Below are 17,266 nucleotides of genomic sequence, written 5' to 3' on the forward strand. Positions count from 1 at the left end.
GGATCGTGGAGTAATCGAGTTATGGGGTTTGATCAGATTCGTCAGCGCCGTTTGTCTGACGATATTGTCGAGCAGCTTGAGGGCATGATCCTCGAGGGCACGCTGAAAGCGGGTGAGCGCTTGCCGGCCGAGCGCGCGCTGGCCGAGCAATTTGGCGTGTCACGCCCTTCGTTGCGCGAAGCCATTCAGAAGCTGACCGCCAAGGGCCTGCTGGTCAGCCGCCAGGGCGGCGGCAACTATGTGGTGGAATCACTGGGTAGCACCTTCAGTGATCCCTTGTTGCATCTGCTGGAAAGCAATCCCGAGGCGCAACGCGATCTGCTGGAGTTTCGCCATACGCTGGAAGCGTCTTGCGCCTACTACGCGGCGTTGCGTGCCACGGAGGTGGATCGCGAGCGGCTGACCGCGGCATTCAACGAATTGCAGGACTGCTATTCGCGTCACGAAGAAGTGAGTCGTGCCGAAGAGGGGGCGGCGGACGCAAGCTTTCACCTGGCGATCGCCGAGGCCAGCCACAATGCCGTGTTGCTGCACACCATTCGCGGGCTGTTCGACCTGCTCAAGCGCAACGTGGTGACCAACATCGGTGGCATGTACAAGCAACGCACTGAAACCCGCGACATGCTGATCACGCAGCACCGGGAGTTGTATCAGGCGATTATCGAAGGGCGGGCGGAGCAGGCGCGAGAAGTTTCCAGTCGACACATTCTGTATGTGCAGGAGGTGCTGGAAGAAGTGCGTCAGGAAGTGCAGCGCATGGCCCGGGCGGAGCGGCGCAAGGGGATGTGAGGCGGTAGCTTGATTGTGGCGAGGGAGCTTGCTGTGGCGAGGGAGCTTGCTCCCGTTCGGCTGCGCAGCAGTCGTTAGCAGTTTTTGTGAGGGGGGCCGTCAAGCGAGGGGCGCTTCGCACCCCAGCGGGAGCAAGCTCCCTCGCCACAAAGTCGCATCAGGGCAGAAAAATCAGTCTTCCTTGCCCTTGTTGCGCACCGCGCGCTGCAACTCGCGACCGGCGTCGCGTTCGCGCTCAGTGTCGCGCTTGTCGTATTCCTTCTTGCCCTTGCCCAGGGCGATCTCGCACTTGACCATGTGCTTGCTCCAGTACCAGGACAGGCACACGCAGGCGTAACCCTTTTGCTGCACGGCCGCGGCCAGCTTTTCCAGCTCGCGCCGGTTGAGCAGCAATTTACGGGTGCGCACCGGGTCCGCGATGACGTGGGTGCTGGCGGTCGTCAGGGGCGTAATGTGGCTGCCGAGCAGCCAGGCTTCGCCATCCTTGAGCAGTACGTAGCTGTCAACCAGCTGCAGCTTGCTTGCCCGCAGACTTTTTACTTCCCAGCCGGCCAGGACCAGACCAGCCTCGAAACGATGTTCGATGAAGTAATCGTGTCGCGCCTTTTTGTTTTGCGCGATGGTCCCTGTTGGGTGTTTCTTCTGTTTAGCCATAGGGGCGGCATTATAGGGAGTTGCACGCGAGTCGGCTACGGTGTTGCTACGTGCTTGAGCAGGTTGATTGAATCCCGGACAATGCGGCCTCTTTTTTGAACGCTTGGGCGTGATAACGATGTCGACAGACAAGGTTTCTGTCCACGGCAGTTGGGCTAGCCGCTGGGTCTTCATACTCGCCGCGACCGGTTCGGCCGTGGGGCTGGGTAGTATCTGGAAATTCCCGTACATGGTCGGCGTCTATGGCGGCGGCGCCTTCGTGTTGATGTTCCTGGCCTGCATCGCGCTGATCGGGGTGCCGGTCATGCTGGCGGAAACCCTGATCGGCCGGCGTGCCCGGCAGAGCCCGGCCAATGCATTGAAGAACCTGGCGGTGGAGGCGGGGCACTCGGCCAAATGGTCCTGGGGCGCGTTTGCCGGGATGATCACGGCGTTGCTGATCCTGTCTTTCTACAGTGTGGTCGGCGGCTGGTCGCTGGACTACATCATCGACATGGGGCGTGGCGATTTTCAGGGCGCGACGCCTGATCAGGTGGGGGCTTACTTCGGCAATGTGATCGCCGATCCCTGGCGCCTTACACTTTGGCACACGATTTTCATGCTGTTGTCAGCGGTGGTGATCGCCAGGGGCGTGGTTGCCGGGCTTGAGCGCAGTTTGCGCATCATGATGCCGTTGTTGTTCGTGATGATCCTGGTGCTGCTGGGCTACAGCATGACCACCGGGCATTTCATGGACGGCGTGCATTTCATGTTCGACTTCCACCCGGAAAAGGTCCTGGACGGCTTGTTGCCCGCGATGGGGCATGCGTTCTTTTCCCTGAGCGTGGGCGTCGGCTCGATCATGATCTACGGCGCCTACATGCCGAAGAACTCGTCGATCTCAGGGACGGTTGTTGGTGTGGCGCTGCTCGACACCTTCGTTTCCCTGGTGGCCGGCCTGGCATTGTTTCCGATTGTTTTCGCGGCGGGCCTGAATCCGAGCGAAGGGCCGGGGCTGATGTTCGTCAGCCTGCCGTTTGCCTTCGGTAACGTGGCGTTCGGGCAATTGATGGGGGTGGTGTTCTTCGTGCTGGTGGCGGTCGCTGCCTGGAGTTCGGCAATTTCCCTGCTGGAACCGATGGTGGCTTACCTGGTCGAGCGCACTAAAGTGAGTCGTACCTGGGTGACCTTCTGGCTGGCTTTCAGCTGCTGGTTTGTCGGCCTGGGTACGGTGTTCTCCTTCAATATCTGGAAAGAGGCCAAGTTCTTCGTGAACGAAGGCGGGATGTTCCACCTCTACCAATGGGGAGCCGCGGGTGGCCTCGACTTCTTCGGTGTGATCGATTTCTTCACCTCGCGACTCATGCTGCCGCTTGGCGGTTTGTGTTTCGTGGTGTTTGCGGGCTGGATCATGGGGCGTGAAGCGGTGCGCGACGAGCTGTCGATCCGTAACCCTGCGCTGTTTGGCCTGTCCTTGTTCTTGATGCGCTATGTGGCGCCCATCGGCATTCTCGTAGTGTTTGCCGCCCAGCTGTGGAAGTGACGCTGACATGACGACACACATTTCACGTTCGGCCTTGCTGCCGTACCCGGCGCAAGCGCTGTATGACCTGGTCAACGACGTGGCGCGCTATCCGGAATTTCTGCCGTGGTGCTCGTCGGCCGAAGTCCTGGAGAGCTCACCTGAGCATATGCGGGCGAGCGTCGGTGTGGCGAAGGGCGGCCTCAGCCAGCATTTCGTGACGCGCAACACGCTGGTTCCGGGGCAGTCGATCGAAATGAACCTCGAAGAGGGCCCTTTCACCCAATTGCATGGCATCTGGGTATTCAAGGCGCTGACCGACAAAGCCTGCAAGATCAGCCTCGATTTGTCGTTCGATTATGCTGGGCCATTGGTTCGCGCCACCCTGGGGCCGCTGTTCAATCAGGCGGCCAACACTTTGGTGGATGCGTTCTGCCAGCGCGCCAAGCAGATACATGGTTGAGGTCATGATTGAAGTCGAGGTGGTCTACGCGGCCGTAGACCGTCAGGTGCTGCTGACAGTGGTCGTACCTGTCGGAACGACCGTGCGGGCGGCCTTGCACAGGTCGGCCGTGGCAGAAGAGTTTCCGGAGCTGGATCTGACCCATTGCCCTGTGGGGATCTTCGGCAAGTTGGTAGCTGACGCGGAGAGTCGGGCAGTCCAGGCCGGGGATCGCATCGAGATTTACCGCCCGTTGCTGGCCGATCCGAAAGAGGTGCGCCGACTGCGCGCGGCGAAAGCTGCCGAGGCCAAAGCGCGGAATCAGTGAGTGGCTGGAACGCCAGACAATAAAAAGCCCGGGCATGCCGGGCTTTTTATTGCGTCGCAAATTACTGCGGCGAGGTGTCCAGCGGTTGCGGTGTCGGGACCGGAACGGTTTCTACACCGTCGACGTCCTTCTGGATCTGATCCAGCAACGAACCTGGCTTGACCGGCTTTTCCGGTTTTGGCTTCTCGACGTTCTCTGCCGGGGCAGGCACTGTCGTGCCGCTGTCCTTGCCGAGAATGGCTTCGTCACGGCTCACGCCTGGCATGAAATCACCGGAGAGGCTGACAAGCTGATCATTTGGGTTGAAGATAACGCTGATGCGTTCCTGTTGGCGTTCACCGCCACCCGGTTGCAGGCTGTACAGATAATCCCAGCGATCGGCATGGAACGTGTCGGTCAGCAGAGGGTTGCCCATGATAAACCGTACTTGCTTACGGGTCATTCCCGGGCGTAACTGGTCTATCATGTCCTGCGTGACGACATTGCCCTGCTGGATGTCGATTTTGTAAACCCCGGGGAATGAACAACCGGCGAGTGCGAGCAGTCCCACAAAGGTGAAACTGGTTAGCAAGAGCTTGGTGTTTTGCATCGGTGGGCGACTTCCACTATCTTGGCTGGGACAACGTAAACGCCGATCATACCCGCATTAAGAGAAGCTGCGAAGCAGCATCGCGAGAAAGCTGACCATGGTTGAAAATAGCGAACTACGCAAAGCCGGCCTCAAAGTGACCCTGCCACGGGTCAAAATTCTGCAAATGCTCGACTCCGCCGAGCAGCGCCACATGAGTGCCGAGGATGTCTACAAGGCCCTTATGGAGGCTGGTGAGGACGTCGGTCTGGCCACGGTTTACCGTGTTCTGACCCAGTTCGAGGCAGCTGGCCTTGTGGTGCGGCACAACTTCGACGGAGGCCATGCGGTCTTCGAGCTGGACGACGGAAAGCATCACGACCATATGGTCAACGTCGAAACCAGCGAAGTGATCGAATTCTTCGACGAAGAAATCGAGCGGCTTCAGAAAGCAATCGTCGACAAGTATGGCTTCGAGATGGTTGATCACAATCTGGTGCTGTACGTGCGCAAGAAAAAGTAAGCATGTCGCGCGAACTCAGGTTCGCGAAACGAACGAAGGCGACCCCAGGGTCGCCTTCGTGCTTTTATTTATTCAATTCAAGCTTTTGCGGCCACCACCATTTTTTTGGCATGCGCCAGGGATTCCTTGGTGAGATCGATGCCGCCCAGCATTCGTGCGACTTCTTCGACGCGGTCGTTTTTGCTCAGTTTGGAAACGGCCGTGCGGGTGGCATCTTCGCCGCGTACTTTATGCACGAACAGATGTTGATGACCTTGCGCCGCGACTTGCGGCAAGTGGGTCACGGTCAGTACCTGCCCGCGTTCTCCGAGGCGACGCAACAGTTGGCCGACGATTTCCGCCGTCGGACCACCGATACCAACGTCCACTTCGTCAAATACCAGAGTGGGAACGCGAGAGGTCTGTGCGGTGATCACCTGGATCGCCAGGCTGATCCGTGACAGCTCGCCACCGGATGCGACTTTTGCCAAGGCTTTTAATGGTTGTCCCGGGTTGGCGCTGACCAGCAGCTCAACTTGTTCAAGCCCGTTAGGCAGCAGTTCGTCGCTGCTGTTTGGACGCAGTTCGATGGTGAAGCGCCCGCCAGGCATGCCCAGGCGCTGGATTTCCTGTTCCACGGCGCTGGCCAGGCTGCTCGAGGCTTGATGACGCAGGTCGCTCAGTTCCCGAGCCTTTTCCTGATAATGGCGAGCGTATGAAGACAGCTCATCGCTCAGCCGCTCGATGGATTCGTCGTTGGCGTTGAGGGTTTCGATTTCATCCAGCAGTTTCTGCTGCATCTCGGCGACTTCGGTCGGCTGGATGCGGTGTTTGCGCGCCAGGGTGTAGATCGCGTCGAGGCGCTCTTCGAGGTATTGAAGGCGCGACGGATCGGCGTCGAAGTTGTCGAGGAAGCGGTTCAGTTCACCAACGGCCTCTTCAACCTGGATCTGTGCACTGGTCAACAAGCTGCTGGCTTCGCCCAGCGCCCCGATCGAGCTGTTCACGCTGGACAGGCGATTGAGGCTGGCGGTGAGGGCGTTCAGTACATTTCCGGAATCACTTTCACTGCATTGCTCGACGACTTGCCGGCAGATGCCGAGCAAGGTCTCGGCGTTGGTCAGGTTCTTGTGTTCCTGCTCAAGCTGCTCCAGTTCGTTGTCGCCAAGGCCAAGGTTTTCCAGCTCCTCAAGTTGATAGCTGAGCAACTGATGGCGGGCGCGTTGCTCATCGCCGGAGTTGGAGAGTCGCTCCAGTTCCTGGCGGGTCTGGCGCCAGCGCTGGGCGGCGAGTTGAACCTGGCGGGCAAGATCGGTTGCGCCAGCATATTCATCGAGCAGGCGACGGTGGGTGTCGGTCTTGAGCAGGGATTGGTGCTCGTGCTGGCTGTGAATGTCGATCAGCAGCTCGCCCAGCGCCTTGAGATCGCCAAGCGGGCAGGGCGTGCCGTTGATGTAGCCGCGCGAGCGCCCTTCGGATGTGATCACCCGGCGCAGGATGCACGGGCCGTCGTTTTCGAGGTCGCGCTCGGCCAGCCAGGCGCTGGCTTCCGGAATGTCGACCAGATCGAAGGTGGCCAGGATATCGGCCTTGTCGGCGCCGGGGCGGACCACGCCGCTGTCGGCGCGATCGCCCAGGGTAAGGCCCAGCGCGTCGAGCATGATCGACTTGCCCGCGCCGGTTTCCCCGGTGATCACGCTCATCCCGCGATCGAGTTCGAGATCGAGATGTTCAACGATGGCGTAGTTGTGTACGGACAGGTGCACCAGCATATGGGCCGCTCCCAGGTGTTAGGTCTGGTTATTTATACAGTGTTTTGTTTCTGGCTGACAATGCCCCTCGTTAGCTCGATTCGCTCGGTCCGACGAAAGCCTTATTGCGACCGGGAATGACAAAGCAGTTGTTTTTTGTAGGGTTAATCGTCGTACCCCCTTGAAGCCGGATTTTGCGGCCCCATATAGCTGGGCAGAAGCGCGAGTTGAGCTCGCGGACGAAATTGAAAGGAGAAATCTATGGCTGACGAACAGACAGTGGATACGCAAAACCCAGACGCCAACCAGGCGCCCGAGGCTTCGGGTGATGACCTGGCGGCTCGTGTACAAGTGCTCGAAGAGCAACTGGCAGGCGCTCAGGATCAGGCTTTGCGTGTAGCCGCCGATCTGCAGAACGTCCGCCGTCGCGCCGAGCAGGATGTGGAGAAGGCTCACAAGTTCGCGCTGGAAAAATTCGCCAGCGACCTGCTGCCGATCGTCGACAGCCTGGAGCGTGGCCTGGAATTGTCCAGCCCGGATGACGAAAGCATCCGTCCGATGCGCGAAGGCATCGAACTGACCCTGAAAATGTTCCAGGACACCCTCAAGCGTTATCAGCTTGAAGCGATCGATCCCCATGGCGAACCGTTCAACGCCGTTCACCATCAGGCAATGGCCATGCAGGAAAGCGCCGATGTCGAGCCGAACAGTGTTCTGAAGGTGTTCCAGAAGGGCTATCAGCTCAATGGTCGCCTGCTGCGCCCGGCGATGGTCGTGGTCAGCAAGGCGCCTGCGCCGGTTTCGCCTTCGATTGATGAGCAGGCTTGAAATCCGCCGCAAGGCCCCCATTTATAAGTCAAGCGTTTAAGTGCTACCGCAGTTAGCCACCACTGCTGCGGCAACCAAATCCAAAGTTTCGGGAGAGTGAACATGGGCAAAATTATCGGTATCGACCTGGGGACTACCAACTCCTGCGTCTCCGTGCTGGAAAACGGCAAGGCAAAAGTTATTGAAAACGCTGAAGGCGCGCGTACCACGCCGTCGATCATCGCTTACGCCAACGATGGCGAAATCCTGGTTGGCCAGTCGGCCAAGCGTCAGGCCGTGACCAATCCGCACAACACCCTGTATGCGGTGAAGCGTCTGATCGGTCGTCGTTTCGACGAAGAAGTCGTGCAGAAAGACATCCAGATGGTCCCTTACAAGATCGTCAAGGCTGACAACAGCGACGCCTGGGTTGAAGTGAACGGCCAGAAAATGGCGCCGCCACAAATCTCGGCTGAAATCCTGAAGAAAATGAAGAAGACCGCCGAAGACTACCTCGGCGAGACCGTGACTGAAGCGGTGATCACCGTTCCGGCCTACTTCAACGACAGTCAGCGTCAGGCGACCAAAGACGCCGGCCGCATCGCTGGCCTGGACGTAAAACGTATCATCAACGAACCAACCGCAGCCGCTCTGGCTTACGGCATGGACAAGGCCAAGGGCGATCACACCGTGATCGTTTACGACCTGGGTGGTGGTACTTTCGACGTTTCCGTGATCGAGATCGCTGAAGTCGATGGCGAGCACCAGTTCGAAGTACTGGCTACCAACGGTGACACGTTCCTGGGCGGTGAAGACTTTGACATTCGTCTGATCGACTACCTCGTCGATGAATTCAAGAAAGAAAGCGGCATGAACCTCAAGGGCGACCCGCTGGCTATGCAGCGCCTGAAAGAAGCCGCTGAAAAAGCCAAGATCGAACTGTCCTCGAGCCAGTCGACCGACGTGAACCTGCCGTACATCACTGCAGACGCCACCGGTCCTAAGCACCTGAACGTGAAGATCTCCCGCGCCAAGCTCGAAGCGCTGGTGGAAGACCTGGTTCAGCGCACCATCGAACCTTGCCGCATCGCAATGAAAGATGCCGGTATCGAAGTTGGCGCGATCAACGACGTGATCCTGGTGGGCGGTCAGACCCGTATGCCACTGGTTCAGAAGCTGGTAACCGAGTTCTTCGGTAAAGAAGCTCGTAAAGACGTCAACCCGGACGAAGCTGTTGCCATGGGTGCTGCCATCCAGGGCGCGGTACTGGCCGGTGACGTGAAAGACGTTCTGCTGCTCGACGTCAGCCCGCTGACCCTGGGTATCGAAACCATGGGTGGCGTGATGACCGCGCTGATCGAGAAAAACACCACGATTCCTACCAAGAAATCGCAAGTGTTCTCGACCGCCGACGACAATCAGGGCGCCGTGACCATTCACGTGCTGCAAGGCGAGCGTAAGCAAGCCGCACAGAACAAGTCCCTGGGCAAGTTCGACCTGGCCGACATTCCACCAGCTCCACGTGGTGTGCCGCAGATTGAAGTGACCTTCGACATCGATGCCAACGGCATCCTGCACGTAGGTGCGAAGGACAAGGCTACCGGCAAGACTCAGTCGATCGTGATCAAGGCCAACTCCGGTCTGTCCGACGAAGAAATCGAGCGCATGGTGCGTGATGCCGAGGCGAATGCCGAGGAAGACCGCAAGTTCGAAGAGCTGGCTGCTGCCCGTAACCAGGGCGATGCACTGGTTCATTCGACGCGCAAAATGGTTACCGATGCCGGCGATAAAGTGACCGCTGAAGAGAAAACTGCAATCGAAGCTGCCGTAGTTGCCCTGGAAGCCGCCGTTAAAGGCGACGACAAGGCTGCTATCGACGCCAAGGTTGAAGAGCTGTCGAAAGTCTCCGCTCCAGTGGCGCAGAAGATGTACGCCGAACAGGCTCAGCCTGCTGAAGGCGCTGCACCGCACGACGACAAGGCGGAAAAGGCTGACGACGTTGTCGACGCCGAGTTCGAAGAAGTCAAAGACCACAAGTAAGTTGTTGGTCGGCCGGTTGACTGCCTTAAGGCGGTGACTGGTAGGATGTCGCCGCGCGGGAGCTTGCTCCCGCGTTGGCGTATCTGGAATACGCGAATTTTTACAGCATGCGACAGCGTTCGCGTGCTGGTGGTATGGCCGGAAATGCTCCTGCTTTTCGCGCCGCAAGTACCGCAAGAATCAAAGACCAGGATCGTTGAATTGACGTGAGTTGGGTCCGGGCCTGTATTGGGGCTCAACGAGTTCGGCAAACTCAGGAGGGTTTTGTCGGACGTCCTCAAGAGTGCAAAGACTTATGGCAAAGCGTGACTATTACGAAGTATTGGGTGTTGAGCGTGGCTCAAGCGAAGCGGACCTGAAAAAGGCCTACCGTCGCCTGGCAATGAAGCATCACCCGGACCGTAATCCCGATGACAAAGCGTCGGAAGACATGTTCAAAGAGGCCAACGAGGCCTACGAAGTGCTGTCCGATTCCGGCAAACGCGCGGCATACGATCAGTACGGTCATGCCGGTGTTGACCCGAGCATGGGTGGCGGCGGTGCCGGTTTCGGTGGTCAGAACTTCTCCGACATCTTTGGCGATGTCTTCAGTGACTTCTTCGGTGGCGGTCGCGGCGGTTCCCGTGGCGGCGCTCAGCGCGGCAGTGACTTGCGTTACACCCTGGAGCTGGACCTCGAAGAGGCGGTGCGCGGTACGACCGTGAACATCCGCGTTCCGACGCTGGTCAACTGCAAGCCGTGTGATGGTTCCGGCGCCAAGAAAGGTTCGTCGCCGGTGACCTGCCCGACTTGCGGCGGTATCGGCCAGGTGCGCATGCAGCAAGGTTTCTTCTCGGTGCAGCAGACCTGCCCGCGCTGCCATGGCCAAGGCAAGATCATTTCCGATCCGTGCGATTCCTGCCACGGCGAAGGTCGTGTCGAAGAGTACAAGACCCTGTCGGTGAAAGTGCCGGCCGGTGTCGATACAGGTGACCGCATTCGTCTGTCCGGCGAGGGCGAGGCGGGCGCTCACGGTGGTCCGACGGGTGACCTGTACGTGGTGATCAATGTGCGCGAGCACTCGATTTTCCAGCGCGATGGCAAGCACCTGTTCTGCGAAGTGCCGATCAGCTTCGTCGATGCGGCGCTGGGTGGCGAGCTGGAGATTCCGACCCTTGATGGCCGGGTCAAGCTGAAGATCCCTGAGGGGACTCAGACCGGCAAGCAGTTCCGTGTTCGCGGCAAGGGCGTTGCGCCTGTGCGCGGCGGCGGAGCCGGTGACCTGATGTGCCGCGTAGCGGTCGAGACTCCGGTCAATCTGAGTCGTCGCCAGCGTGAAATGCTCGAGGAATTCCGTAGTTCGTTGGCGGACGACAACAGCCATTCACCGAAAACCACTGGTTGGTTCGAAGGCGTGAAGCGCTTCTTCGGCGATTTGTAAGGAGACAGGCATGCGACGTATTGCAGTGATGGGCGCCGCCGGGCGCATGGGCAAGACCCTGATTGAAGCGGTGCAGCAAACCCCGGGCGCCGGTCTGACGGCGGCGGTGGATCGTCCCGACAGCACGCTGGTCGGTGCGGATGCCGGCGAGCTGGCTGCGCTGGGTCGAATCGGCGTACCTCTGTCCGGTGATCTGGATCGGGTGGTCGACGAGTTCGACGTGCTGATCGACTTCACGCACCCGACGGTGACCTTGAAGAACCTGGCTTTCTGTCGTAAGCACGGCAAGGCCATGATCATCGGTACCACCGGTTTCAGCGTTGAAGAAAAGCAGTTGCTGGCGGAGGCGGGCAAGGACATTCCGATTGTCTTCGCGGCCAACTTCAGTGTCGGGGTCAACCTGTGCCTGAAGTTGCTCGACACAGCCGCTCGCGTATTGGGTGACGATGTCGATATCGAAATCACCGAAGCTCACCATCGGCATAAAGTCGATGCGCCGTCCGGCACTGCCATGCGCATGGGTGAGGTGATTGCCGATGCGTTGGGTCGCGATCTGAAAAAGGTGGCGGTGTATGGTCGTGAGGGTCAGACCGGCGCTCGTGATCGCGAGACCATTGGTTTTGCCACTGTGCGCGCTGGCGACATCGTTGGTGATCACACTGTGCTGTTCGCCGCCGACGGCGAGCGTGTCGAGATCACTCACAAGGCGTCCAGTCGCATGACCTTCGCCAAGGGCGCGGTACGTGCTGCTTTGTGGCTGGACGGGCGCGAGCCTGGCCTTTACGACATGCAAGACGTGCTCGATCTGCGTTAAGATGCACCCGAAATCGGGCTCGCGCACAGCGTTTGAGCCCGGTTTTGTTCCGCCAAGCGACGACCTGTCGCATTCTCCAGCCTTTAAGGCTCATTGGCGGTAGACCAAAAATGCCTTTTTCTGTAAGCTACAGCTTTAGTGTGTCCACTAAAAGCGCGCAGAATAATTCAGTGAAGAAGCGGGGTGACGTGTCCATACGTCACTCCGCTTTTTTACAACCTGCGATCGCCCTTTCAGGCTTTATTTACGGGAGGTCTTCTTGACTAAGCCAGCCATACTCGCCCTTGCTGATGGCAGCATTTTTCGCGGCGAAGCCATTGGAGCCGACGGTCAAACCGTTGGTGAGGTGGTGTTCAACACCGCAATGACCGGCTATCAGGAAATCCTTACCGATCCTTCCTACGCCCAACAGATCGTTACCCTGACTTACCCGCACATCGGCAACACCGGCACCACGCCGGAAGACGCCGAGTCCAACCGCGTCTGGTCTGCCGGCCTGGTCATCCGTGACCTGCCACTGGTGGCGAGCAACTGGCGCAACACGATGTCCCTGTCCGACTACCTGAAGGCCAACAATGTTGTGGCCATCGCCGGTATCGACACCCGCCGCCTGACGCGCATCCTGCGTGAAAAAGGCGCGCAGAACGGCTGCATCATGGCCGGTGACAACATTTCCGAGGCCGCCGCCATCGCCGCCGCCCAGGGTTTCCCTGGTCTGAAGGGCATGGACCTGGCGAAAGTCGTCAGCACCAAGGAAAGCTACGAGTGGCGCTCGACTGTCTGGGATCTGAAAACCGACAGCCATGCAACCATCGAAGCCTCCGAGCTGCCGTACCACGTGGTTGCCTACGACTACGGCGTCAAGGTGAACATCCTGCGCATGCTGGTCGAGCGCGGTTGCCGCGTGACCGTCGTGCCTGCGCAAACCCCTGCTGCCGATGTGCTGGCACTGAAGCCGGACGGCGTGTTCCTGTCCAACGGCCCTGGTGATCCGGAGCCTTGCGACTACGCGATCCAGGCGATCAAGGACGTGCTGGAAACCGAGATCCCGGTCTTCGGTATCTGCCTCGGTCACCAACTGCTGGCCCTGGCCTCCGGCGCCAAGACCCTGAAAATGGGTCACGGCCACCACGGTGCCAACCACCCCGTCCAGGACCTGGACAGCGGCGTGGTGATGATCACCAGCCAGAACCACGGTTTTGCCGTAGACGAAGCGACCCTGCCGGCCAACGTTCGCGCGATCCACAAATCGCTGTTCGATGGCACCCTGCAAGGTATCGAGCGTACCGACAAGAGCGCCTTCAGCTTCCAGGGTCACCCGGAAGCCAGCCCTGGCCCGAACGACGTAGCGCCATTGTTCGATCGCTTCATCACCGAGATGGCCAAGCGACGCTGATCGCTCGCCCTGATGTAGCAAAGCTTAAGGGTGGCCCCACACCGGTGGCCCCCTCAAGGCTTCAGAGATTGAACAAGACGGCTTGCCGACTGACCTGCGGATTTGAGTGACAAACCCATGCCAAAACGTACAGACATTAAAAGCATCCTGATTCTCGGTGCTGGCCCGATCGTGATCGGCCAGGCCTGCGAATTCGACTACTCCGGTGCCCAGGCCTGCAAAGCCCTGCGCGAAGAGGGTTACCGCGTCATCCTGGTGAACTCCAACCCGGCCACCATCATGACCGACCCGGCCATGGCCGACGCCACCTACATCGAGCCGATCAAGTGGCAGACCGTTGCCAAGATCATCGAGAAAGAGCGTCCGGACGCGCTGCTGCCGACCATGGGTGGCCAAACCGCTCTGAACTGCGCCCTGGACCTGGAGCGCGAAGGCGTTCTGGAGAAGTTCGGCGTAGAGATGATCGGTGCCAACGCCGACACCATCGACAAGGCTGAAGACCGTTCGCGTTTCGACAAGGCGATGAAGTCCATCGGCCTGGCGTGCCCGCGCTCCGGTATCGCCCATAGCATGGAAGAGGCCAATGCGGTCCTCGAGAAGCTCGGCTTCCCGTGCATCATCCGCCCGTCCTTCACCATGGGCGGCACCGGTGGCGGTATCGCTTACAACCGTGAAGAGTTCGAAGAAATCTGCGCCCGTGGTCTGGACCTGTCGCCGACCAAAGAGCTGCTGATCGACGAATCGCTGATCGGCTGGAAAGAATACGAAATGGAGGTTGTCCGCGATAAGAAGGACAACTGCATCATCGTCTGCTCCATCGAAAACTTCGACCCGATGGGCGTGCACACCGGTGACTCGATCACCGTGGCTCCTGCACAGACCCTGACCGACAAGGAATACCAGATCCTGCGTAACGCCTCCCTGGCGGTATTGCGTGAGATCGGCGTGGAAACCGGCGGTTCCAACGTTCAGTTCGGTATCTGCCCGAACACCGGCCGCATGGTCGTGATCGAGATGAACCCGCGTGTATCCCGTTCCTCGGCACTGGCTTCGAAAGCCACCGGTTTCCCGATCGCCAAGGTCGCGGCCAAGCTGGCTGTGGGTTACACCCTCGACGAACTGTCGAACGACATCACCGGCGGCAAGACCCCGGCGTCCTTCGAACCGTCCATCGACTACGTCGTCACCAAGCTGCCACGCTTCGCGTTCGAGAAGTTCCCCAAGGCTGACGCACGCCTGACCACTCAGATGAAGTCGGTGGGTGAAGTCATGGCCATCGGCCGTACCTTCCAGGAATCCCTGCAGAAAGCCCTGCGCGGTCTGGAAGTTGGCGTTTGCGGTCTGGACGAGAAGGTTGATCTGGCCAACCCGGAAAGCATGAGCGTTCTCAAGCGCGAGCTGACCGTGCCGGGCGCCGAGCGTATCTGGTACGTGGCGGACGCAATGCGCGCCGGCATGACCGTCGAAGACATCTTCGGCATGACCATGATCGACCCTTGGTTCCTGGTGCAGATGGAAGACCTGATCAAGGAAGAAGAGAAGGTCAAGACCCTGGGTCTGACCAGCATCGACCGCGATCTGATGTTCCGCCTCAAGCGCAAAGGCTTCTCCGATATGCGCCTGGCCAAATTGCTGGGTGTGACCGAGAAGAGCCTGCGTGCTCACCGCCACAAGCTGGAAATTTTCCCGGTCTACAAGCGCGTCGACACCTGCGCTGCCGAGTTCGCCACCGATACTGCCTACCTCTACTCGACGTACGAGGAAGAGTGCGAAGCGGCGCCATCGGGTCGCGACAAGATCATGATCCTGGGTGGCGGTCCTAACCGTATCGGCCAGGGCATCGAGTTCGACTACTGCTGCGTACACGCGGCGCTGGCCCTGCGCGATGATGGCTACGAGACCATCATGGTCAACTGCAACCCGGAAACCGTTTCCACCGACTATGACACTTCCGATCGCCTGTACTTCGAACCAGTGACCCTGGAAGACGTGCTGGAAATCGTCCGCGTCGAGAAGCCAAAAGGCGTGATCGTCCAGTACGGCGGCCAGACCCCGCTGAAACTGGCTCGTGCCCTGGAAGCCGCCGGCGTGCCGATCATCGGCACCAGCCCTGACGCCATCGACCGTGCCGAAGACCGTGAGCGCTTCCAGCAGATGGTCCAGCGACTGAACCTGCGTCAGCCGCCAAACGCCACCGTGCGCAGCGAAGACGAAGCGATTCGTGCCGCCAGCAAGATCGGTTACCCGCTGGTGGTCCGTCCGTCCTACGTACTGGGCGGTCGTGCGATGGAAATCGTCTACGAAGAAGAAGAACTCAAGCGCTACCTGCGTGAAGCGGTTCAAGTGTCCAACGACAGCCCGGTGCTGCTGGACCACTTCCTCAACTGCGCCATCGAAATGGACGTGGATGCGGTCTGCGACGGCAAGGACGTGGTAATCGGCGCGATCATGCAGCACATCGAGCAGGCTGGTGTTCACTCCGGTGACTCCGCGTGCTCGCTGCCGCCGTACTCGCTGCCTGCGCACATCCAGGACGAGATGCGTGACCAGGTCAAGAAAATGGCCCTGGAGCTCGGCGTGGTCGGCCTGATGAACGTTCAGTTGGCGCTGCAAGGCGACGACATCTACGTTATCGAAGTCAACCCGCGCGCTTCCCGTACTGTGCCGTTCGTGTCCAAGTGCATCGGTGTTTCCCTGGCAATGATCGCTGCTCGCGTCATGGCCGGTAAGACCTTGAAGGAAATCGGCTTCACCAAGGAAATCATCCCGAACTTCTACAGCGTGAAAGAGGCGGTGTTCCCGTTCGCCAAATTCCCTGGCGTTGACCCGATCCTCGGCCCAGAGATGAAGTCCACCGGTGAAGTGATGGGCGTAGGCGACACCTTCGGTGAAGCGTTCGCCAAGGCCCAGATGGGTGCCAGCGAAGTATTGCCGACCGGTGGTACTGCGTTCATCAGCGTTCGTGACGACGACAAGCCACTGGTTGCGGGCGTGGCCCGTGATCTGATCAACTTGGGCTTCGAAGTGGTTGCCACTGCCGGTACTGCCAAGCTGATCGAGGCTGCAGGCCTGAAAGTGCGCCGTGTGAACAAGGTGACCGAGGGTCGTCCGCACGTGGTCGACATGATCAAGAATGACGAAGTCACGCTGATCATCAACACCACCGAAGGTCGTCAGTCGATCGCTGATTCGTACTCCATTCGTCGTAATGCCCTGCAGCACAAGATTTACTGCACCACCACCATTGCTGCTGGCGAAGCCATCTGTGAAGCGCTGAAGTTCGGTCCCGAGAAGACTGTGCGTCGCTTGCAGGATCTACACGCAGGATTAAAGGCATGAGCATAACGAAGTACCCAATGACCGTTCAGGGCGCTCGCGCCCTGGAAGAAGAGCACACTCACCTGACCAAGGTCGTTCGTCCGAAGCTCAGCCAGGACATCGGTACGGCCCGCGAGTTGGGTGACTTGAAGGAAAACGCCGAATACCACGCTGCCCGTGAGCAGCAGGGTATGGTCGAGGCGCGCATTCGTGACATCGAGGGCCGGATTCAGAATCAGGTCATCATTGATGTCACGACCATTCCTCATACTGGCAAAGTGATTTTCGGCACCACTGTTGAAATCGCCAACGTCGAAACTGACGAGCGCGTCACCTATCACATCGTGGGTGAGGATGAGGCTGACTTCAAACTGGGCAAAATCTCTGTCGGTTCGCCACTGGCCCGCGCCTTGATTGCCAAGGAAGAGGGTGATGTGGTCGCCGTGAAAACGCCTGGCGGCGTTATCGAGTACGAGATTGTCGAAGTTCGCCACGTCTGAAGGCTGGCGCCCGTTTCGTGCGGGCGCCATGCTTTGGCAGCTGACCCAGATGTTATGGGTCGGCGGCTTGTGGCTGTTGCAAATCGGTCTGTTGCCGGTGCTGGGACGAATTGGCCTGGCGCCGCTGCTGATCGATGAAATCGCAGGCATGCTCAATACGCTGGTAGTGGGATTCGCTACGGCGTGTGTGATATTTCAGGCTTTGGTGCTGGTTAAGGCCGATGGCCTTGCCAGTCTATGGCGAGATATTCGCGGGCAGCTGCTATTGATGGCGCTGTGTGCGTGCGCGATGTACTTCGCGGTGCGTTTCGGCTGGCCGAATGCCGATCGTTGGCAGGCGTTCAGCTATCTTGTTCTGGGCTTTTCCGGGCTGGTGCTGGTGTTGCAGCCGGTGCCGGGATGGAGTGGCAGGGTGCGCGAAGCACACCCTTGACCC

General features: G+C 59.3%; 16 protein-coding genes. 13 read left to right on the forward strand and 3 right to left on the reverse strand.

The features are described from left to right. Positions 1–21 precede the first annotated feature (21 nt). A complete protein-coding gene (locus tag VC35_RS06785) occupies positions 22–789 on the forward strand; it encodes a GntR family transcriptional regulator (RefSeq protein WP_046038685.1) in 768 nt (255 codons plus the stop codon). Positions 790–960: 171 nt separating this feature from the next. On the opposite strand, the gene smpB is transcribed toward VC35_RS06785, so the two are convergent. After that, a complete protein-coding gene (smpB, locus tag VC35_RS06790) occupies positions 961–1,443 on the reverse strand; it encodes an SsrA-binding protein SmpB (RefSeq protein ID WP_008057382.1) in 483 nt (160 codons plus the stop codon). 118 nt (positions 1,444–1,561) lie between these two features. Between smpB and VC35_RS06795 the strand changes: the two genes are divergently transcribed. The 3 genes from VC35_RS06795 to VC35_RS06805 are packed head-to-tail and all read left to right on the forward strand — an operon-like array spanning position 1,562 to position 3,714. Continuing rightward, the gene (locus VC35_RS06795; RefSeq protein WP_046038688.1) at positions 1,562–2,965 is read left to right on the forward strand and encodes a sodium-dependent transporter; all 1,404 of its coding nucleotides are present in this window, start codon (positions 1,562–1,564) and stop codon (positions 2,963–2,965) included. Positions 2,966–2,972: 7 nt separating this feature from the next. Further along, on the forward strand, positions 2,973–3,407 hold the full coding sequence (locus VC35_RS06800) for a type II toxin-antitoxin system RatA family toxin (RefSeq protein WP_046038689.1): 435 nt from the start codon (positions 2,973–2,975) through the stop codon (positions 3,405–3,407). Further along, complete coding sequence (locus tag VC35_RS06805) at positions 3,400–3,714, forward strand: RnfH family protein (protein WP_046038690.1); 315 nt, start codon at positions 3,400–3,402, stop codon at positions 3,712–3,714. Before VC35_RS06800 ends, VC35_RS06805 begins: the two co-directional genes overlap by 8 nt. Before the next feature lie 61 nt (positions 3,715–3,775). Here the strand turns inward: VC35_RS06805 and VC35_RS06810 are convergent, their stop codons facing one another. Beyond that, positions 3,776–4,303: an outer membrane protein assembly factor BamE gene (locus VC35_RS06810; protein ID WP_046038691.1), complete on the reverse strand. Its 528-nt coding sequence runs from the start codon at positions 4,301–4,303 to the stop codon at positions 3,776–3,778. 97 nt (positions 4,304–4,400) lie between these two features. Here VC35_RS06810 and fur point away from each other — a divergent pair, with 97 nt between their 5' ends. Beyond that, positions 4,401–4,805 (forward strand): ferric iron uptake transcriptional regulator, encoded by a 405-nt coding sequence (gene fur, locus VC35_RS06815; RefSeq protein WP_003197684.1) that lies wholly within the window; start codon positions 4,401–4,403, stop codon positions 4,803–4,805. A 77-nt stretch (positions 4,806–4,882) separates the two neighbouring features. Here fur and recN read toward each other — a convergent pair whose 3' ends face one another. Continuing rightward, positions 4,883–6,556, reverse strand: coding sequence for a DNA repair protein RecN (gene recN / locus VC35_RS06820; protein ID WP_008047468.1), 1,674 nt, complete (start codon positions 6,554–6,556; stop codon positions 4,883–4,885). Between the two features lie 240 nt (positions 6,557–6,796). Between recN and grpE the strand changes: the two genes are divergently transcribed. The 8 genes from grpE (at position 6,797) to VC35_RS06860 (ending at position 17,263) form a co-directional block, all read left to right on the forward strand. After that, the gene (gene grpE, locus VC35_RS06825) at positions 6,797–7,363 is read left to right on the forward strand and encodes a nucleotide exchange factor GrpE (RefSeq protein WP_046038692.1); all 567 of its coding nucleotides are present in this window, start codon (positions 6,797–6,799) and stop codon (positions 7,361–7,363) included. 102 nt (positions 7,364–7,465) lie between these two features. Beyond that, positions 7,466–9,382 (forward strand): molecular chaperone DnaK, encoded by a 1,917-nt coding sequence (gene dnaK / locus VC35_RS06830; protein ID WP_046038693.1) that lies wholly within the window; start codon positions 7,466–7,468, stop codon positions 9,380–9,382. 295 nt (positions 9,383–9,677) lie between these two features. Beyond that, entirely contained in the window at positions 9,678–10,802 is a 1,125-nt protein-coding gene (gene dnaJ / locus VC35_RS06835) for a molecular chaperone DnaJ (RefSeq protein ID WP_046038694.1), read from the forward strand. Between the two features lie 10 nt (positions 10,803–10,812). Then, positions 10,813–11,616 carry a 4-hydroxy-tetrahydrodipicolinate reductase gene (gene dapB / locus VC35_RS06840; RefSeq protein WP_046038695.1) on the forward strand — a complete coding sequence of 268 codons (804 nt, stop codon included), beginning with the start codon at positions 10,813–10,815 and terminating at the stop codon, positions 11,614–11,616. A 259-nt stretch (positions 11,617–11,875) separates the two neighbouring features. Further along, on the forward strand, positions 11,876–13,012 hold the full coding sequence (gene carA, locus VC35_RS06845; RefSeq protein WP_046038697.1) for a glutamine-hydrolyzing carbamoyl-phosphate synthase small subunit: 1,137 nt from the start codon (positions 11,876–11,878) through the stop codon (positions 13,010–13,012). 117 nt (positions 13,013–13,129) lie between these two features. After that, positions 13,130–16,351, forward strand: coding sequence for a carbamoyl-phosphate synthase large subunit (carB, locus tag VC35_RS06850; protein ID WP_046038699.1), 3,222 nt, complete (start codon positions 13,130–13,132; stop codon positions 16,349–16,351). A 2-nt stretch (positions 16,352–16,353) separates the two neighbouring features. After that, on the forward strand, positions 16,354–16,830 hold the full coding sequence (gene greA, locus VC35_RS06855; RefSeq protein ID WP_046038757.1) for a transcription elongation factor GreA: 477 nt from the start codon (positions 16,354–16,356) through the stop codon (positions 16,828–16,830). A gap of 28 nt (positions 16,831–16,858) precedes the next feature. Next, positions 16,859–17,263: a hypothetical protein gene (locus VC35_RS06860; RefSeq protein ID WP_046038759.1), complete on the forward strand. Its 405-nt coding sequence runs from the start codon at positions 16,859–16,861 to the stop codon at positions 17,261–17,263. Positions 17,264–17,266 lie beyond the last annotated feature (3 nt).

This window comes from Pseudomonas fluorescens, from assembly GCF_000967965.1.
Lineage (GTDB): Bacteria > Pseudomonadota > Gammaproteobacteria > Pseudomonadales > Pseudomonadaceae > Aquipseudomonas > Aquipseudomonas grandcourensis.

What these genes read in the sequence shown, in the direction of transcription:
- recN (WP_008047468.1), bottom strand. Translation starts at nt 6,556, where the DNA reads ATGCTGGTGCACCTGTCCGTACACAACTACGCCATCGTTGAACATCTC.
- dnaJ (WP_046038694.1), top strand. Translation starts at nt 9,678, where the DNA reads ATGGCAAAGCGTGACTATTACGAAGTATTGGGTGTTGAGCGTGGCTCA.
- VC35_RS06800 (WP_046038689.1), top strand. Translation starts at nt 2,973, where the DNA reads ATGACGACACACATTTCACGTTCGGCCTTGCTGCCGTACCCGGCGCAA.
- VC35_RS06795 (WP_046038688.1), top strand. Translation starts at nt 1,562, where the DNA reads ATGTCGACAGACAAGGTTTCTGTCCACGGCAGTTGGGCTAGCCGCTGG.
- dnaK (WP_046038693.1), top strand. Translation starts at nt 7,466, where the DNA reads ATGGGCAAAATTATCGGTATCGACCTGGGGACTACCAACTCCTGCGTC.
- smpB (WP_008057382.1), bottom strand. Translation starts at nt 1,443, where the DNA reads ATGGCTAAACAGAAGAAACACCCAACAGGGACCATCGCGCAAAACAAA.
- VC35_RS06810 (WP_046038691.1), bottom strand. Translation starts at nt 4,303, where the DNA reads ATGCAAAACACCAAGCTCTTGCTAACCAGTTTCACCTTTGTGGGACTG.
- fur (WP_003197684.1), top strand. Translation starts at nt 4,401, where the DNA reads ATGGTTGAAAATAGCGAACTACGCAAAGCCGGCCTCAAAGTGACCCTG.
- dapB (WP_046038695.1), top strand. Translation starts at nt 10,813, where the DNA reads ATGCGACGTATTGCAGTGATGGGCGCCGCCGGGCGCATGGGCAAGACC.
- VC35_RS06860 (WP_046038759.1), top strand. Translation starts at nt 16,859, where the DNA reads ATGCTTTGGCAGCTGACCCAGATGTTATGGGTCGGCGGCTTGTGGCTG.
- carB (WP_046038699.1), top strand. Translation starts at nt 13,130, where the DNA reads ATGCCAAAACGTACAGACATTAAAAGCATCCTGATTCTCGGTGCTGGC.
- VC35_RS06805 (WP_046038690.1), top strand. Translation starts at nt 3,400, where the DNA reads ATGGTTGAGGTCATGATTGAAGTCGAGGTGGTCTACGCGGCCGTAGAC.
- grpE (WP_046038692.1), top strand. Translation starts at nt 6,797, where the DNA reads ATGGCTGACGAACAGACAGTGGATACGCAAAACCCAGACGCCAACCAG.
- VC35_RS06785 (WP_046038685.1), top strand. Translation starts at nt 22, where the DNA reads ATGGGGTTTGATCAGATTCGTCAGCGCCGTTTGTCTGACGATATTGTC.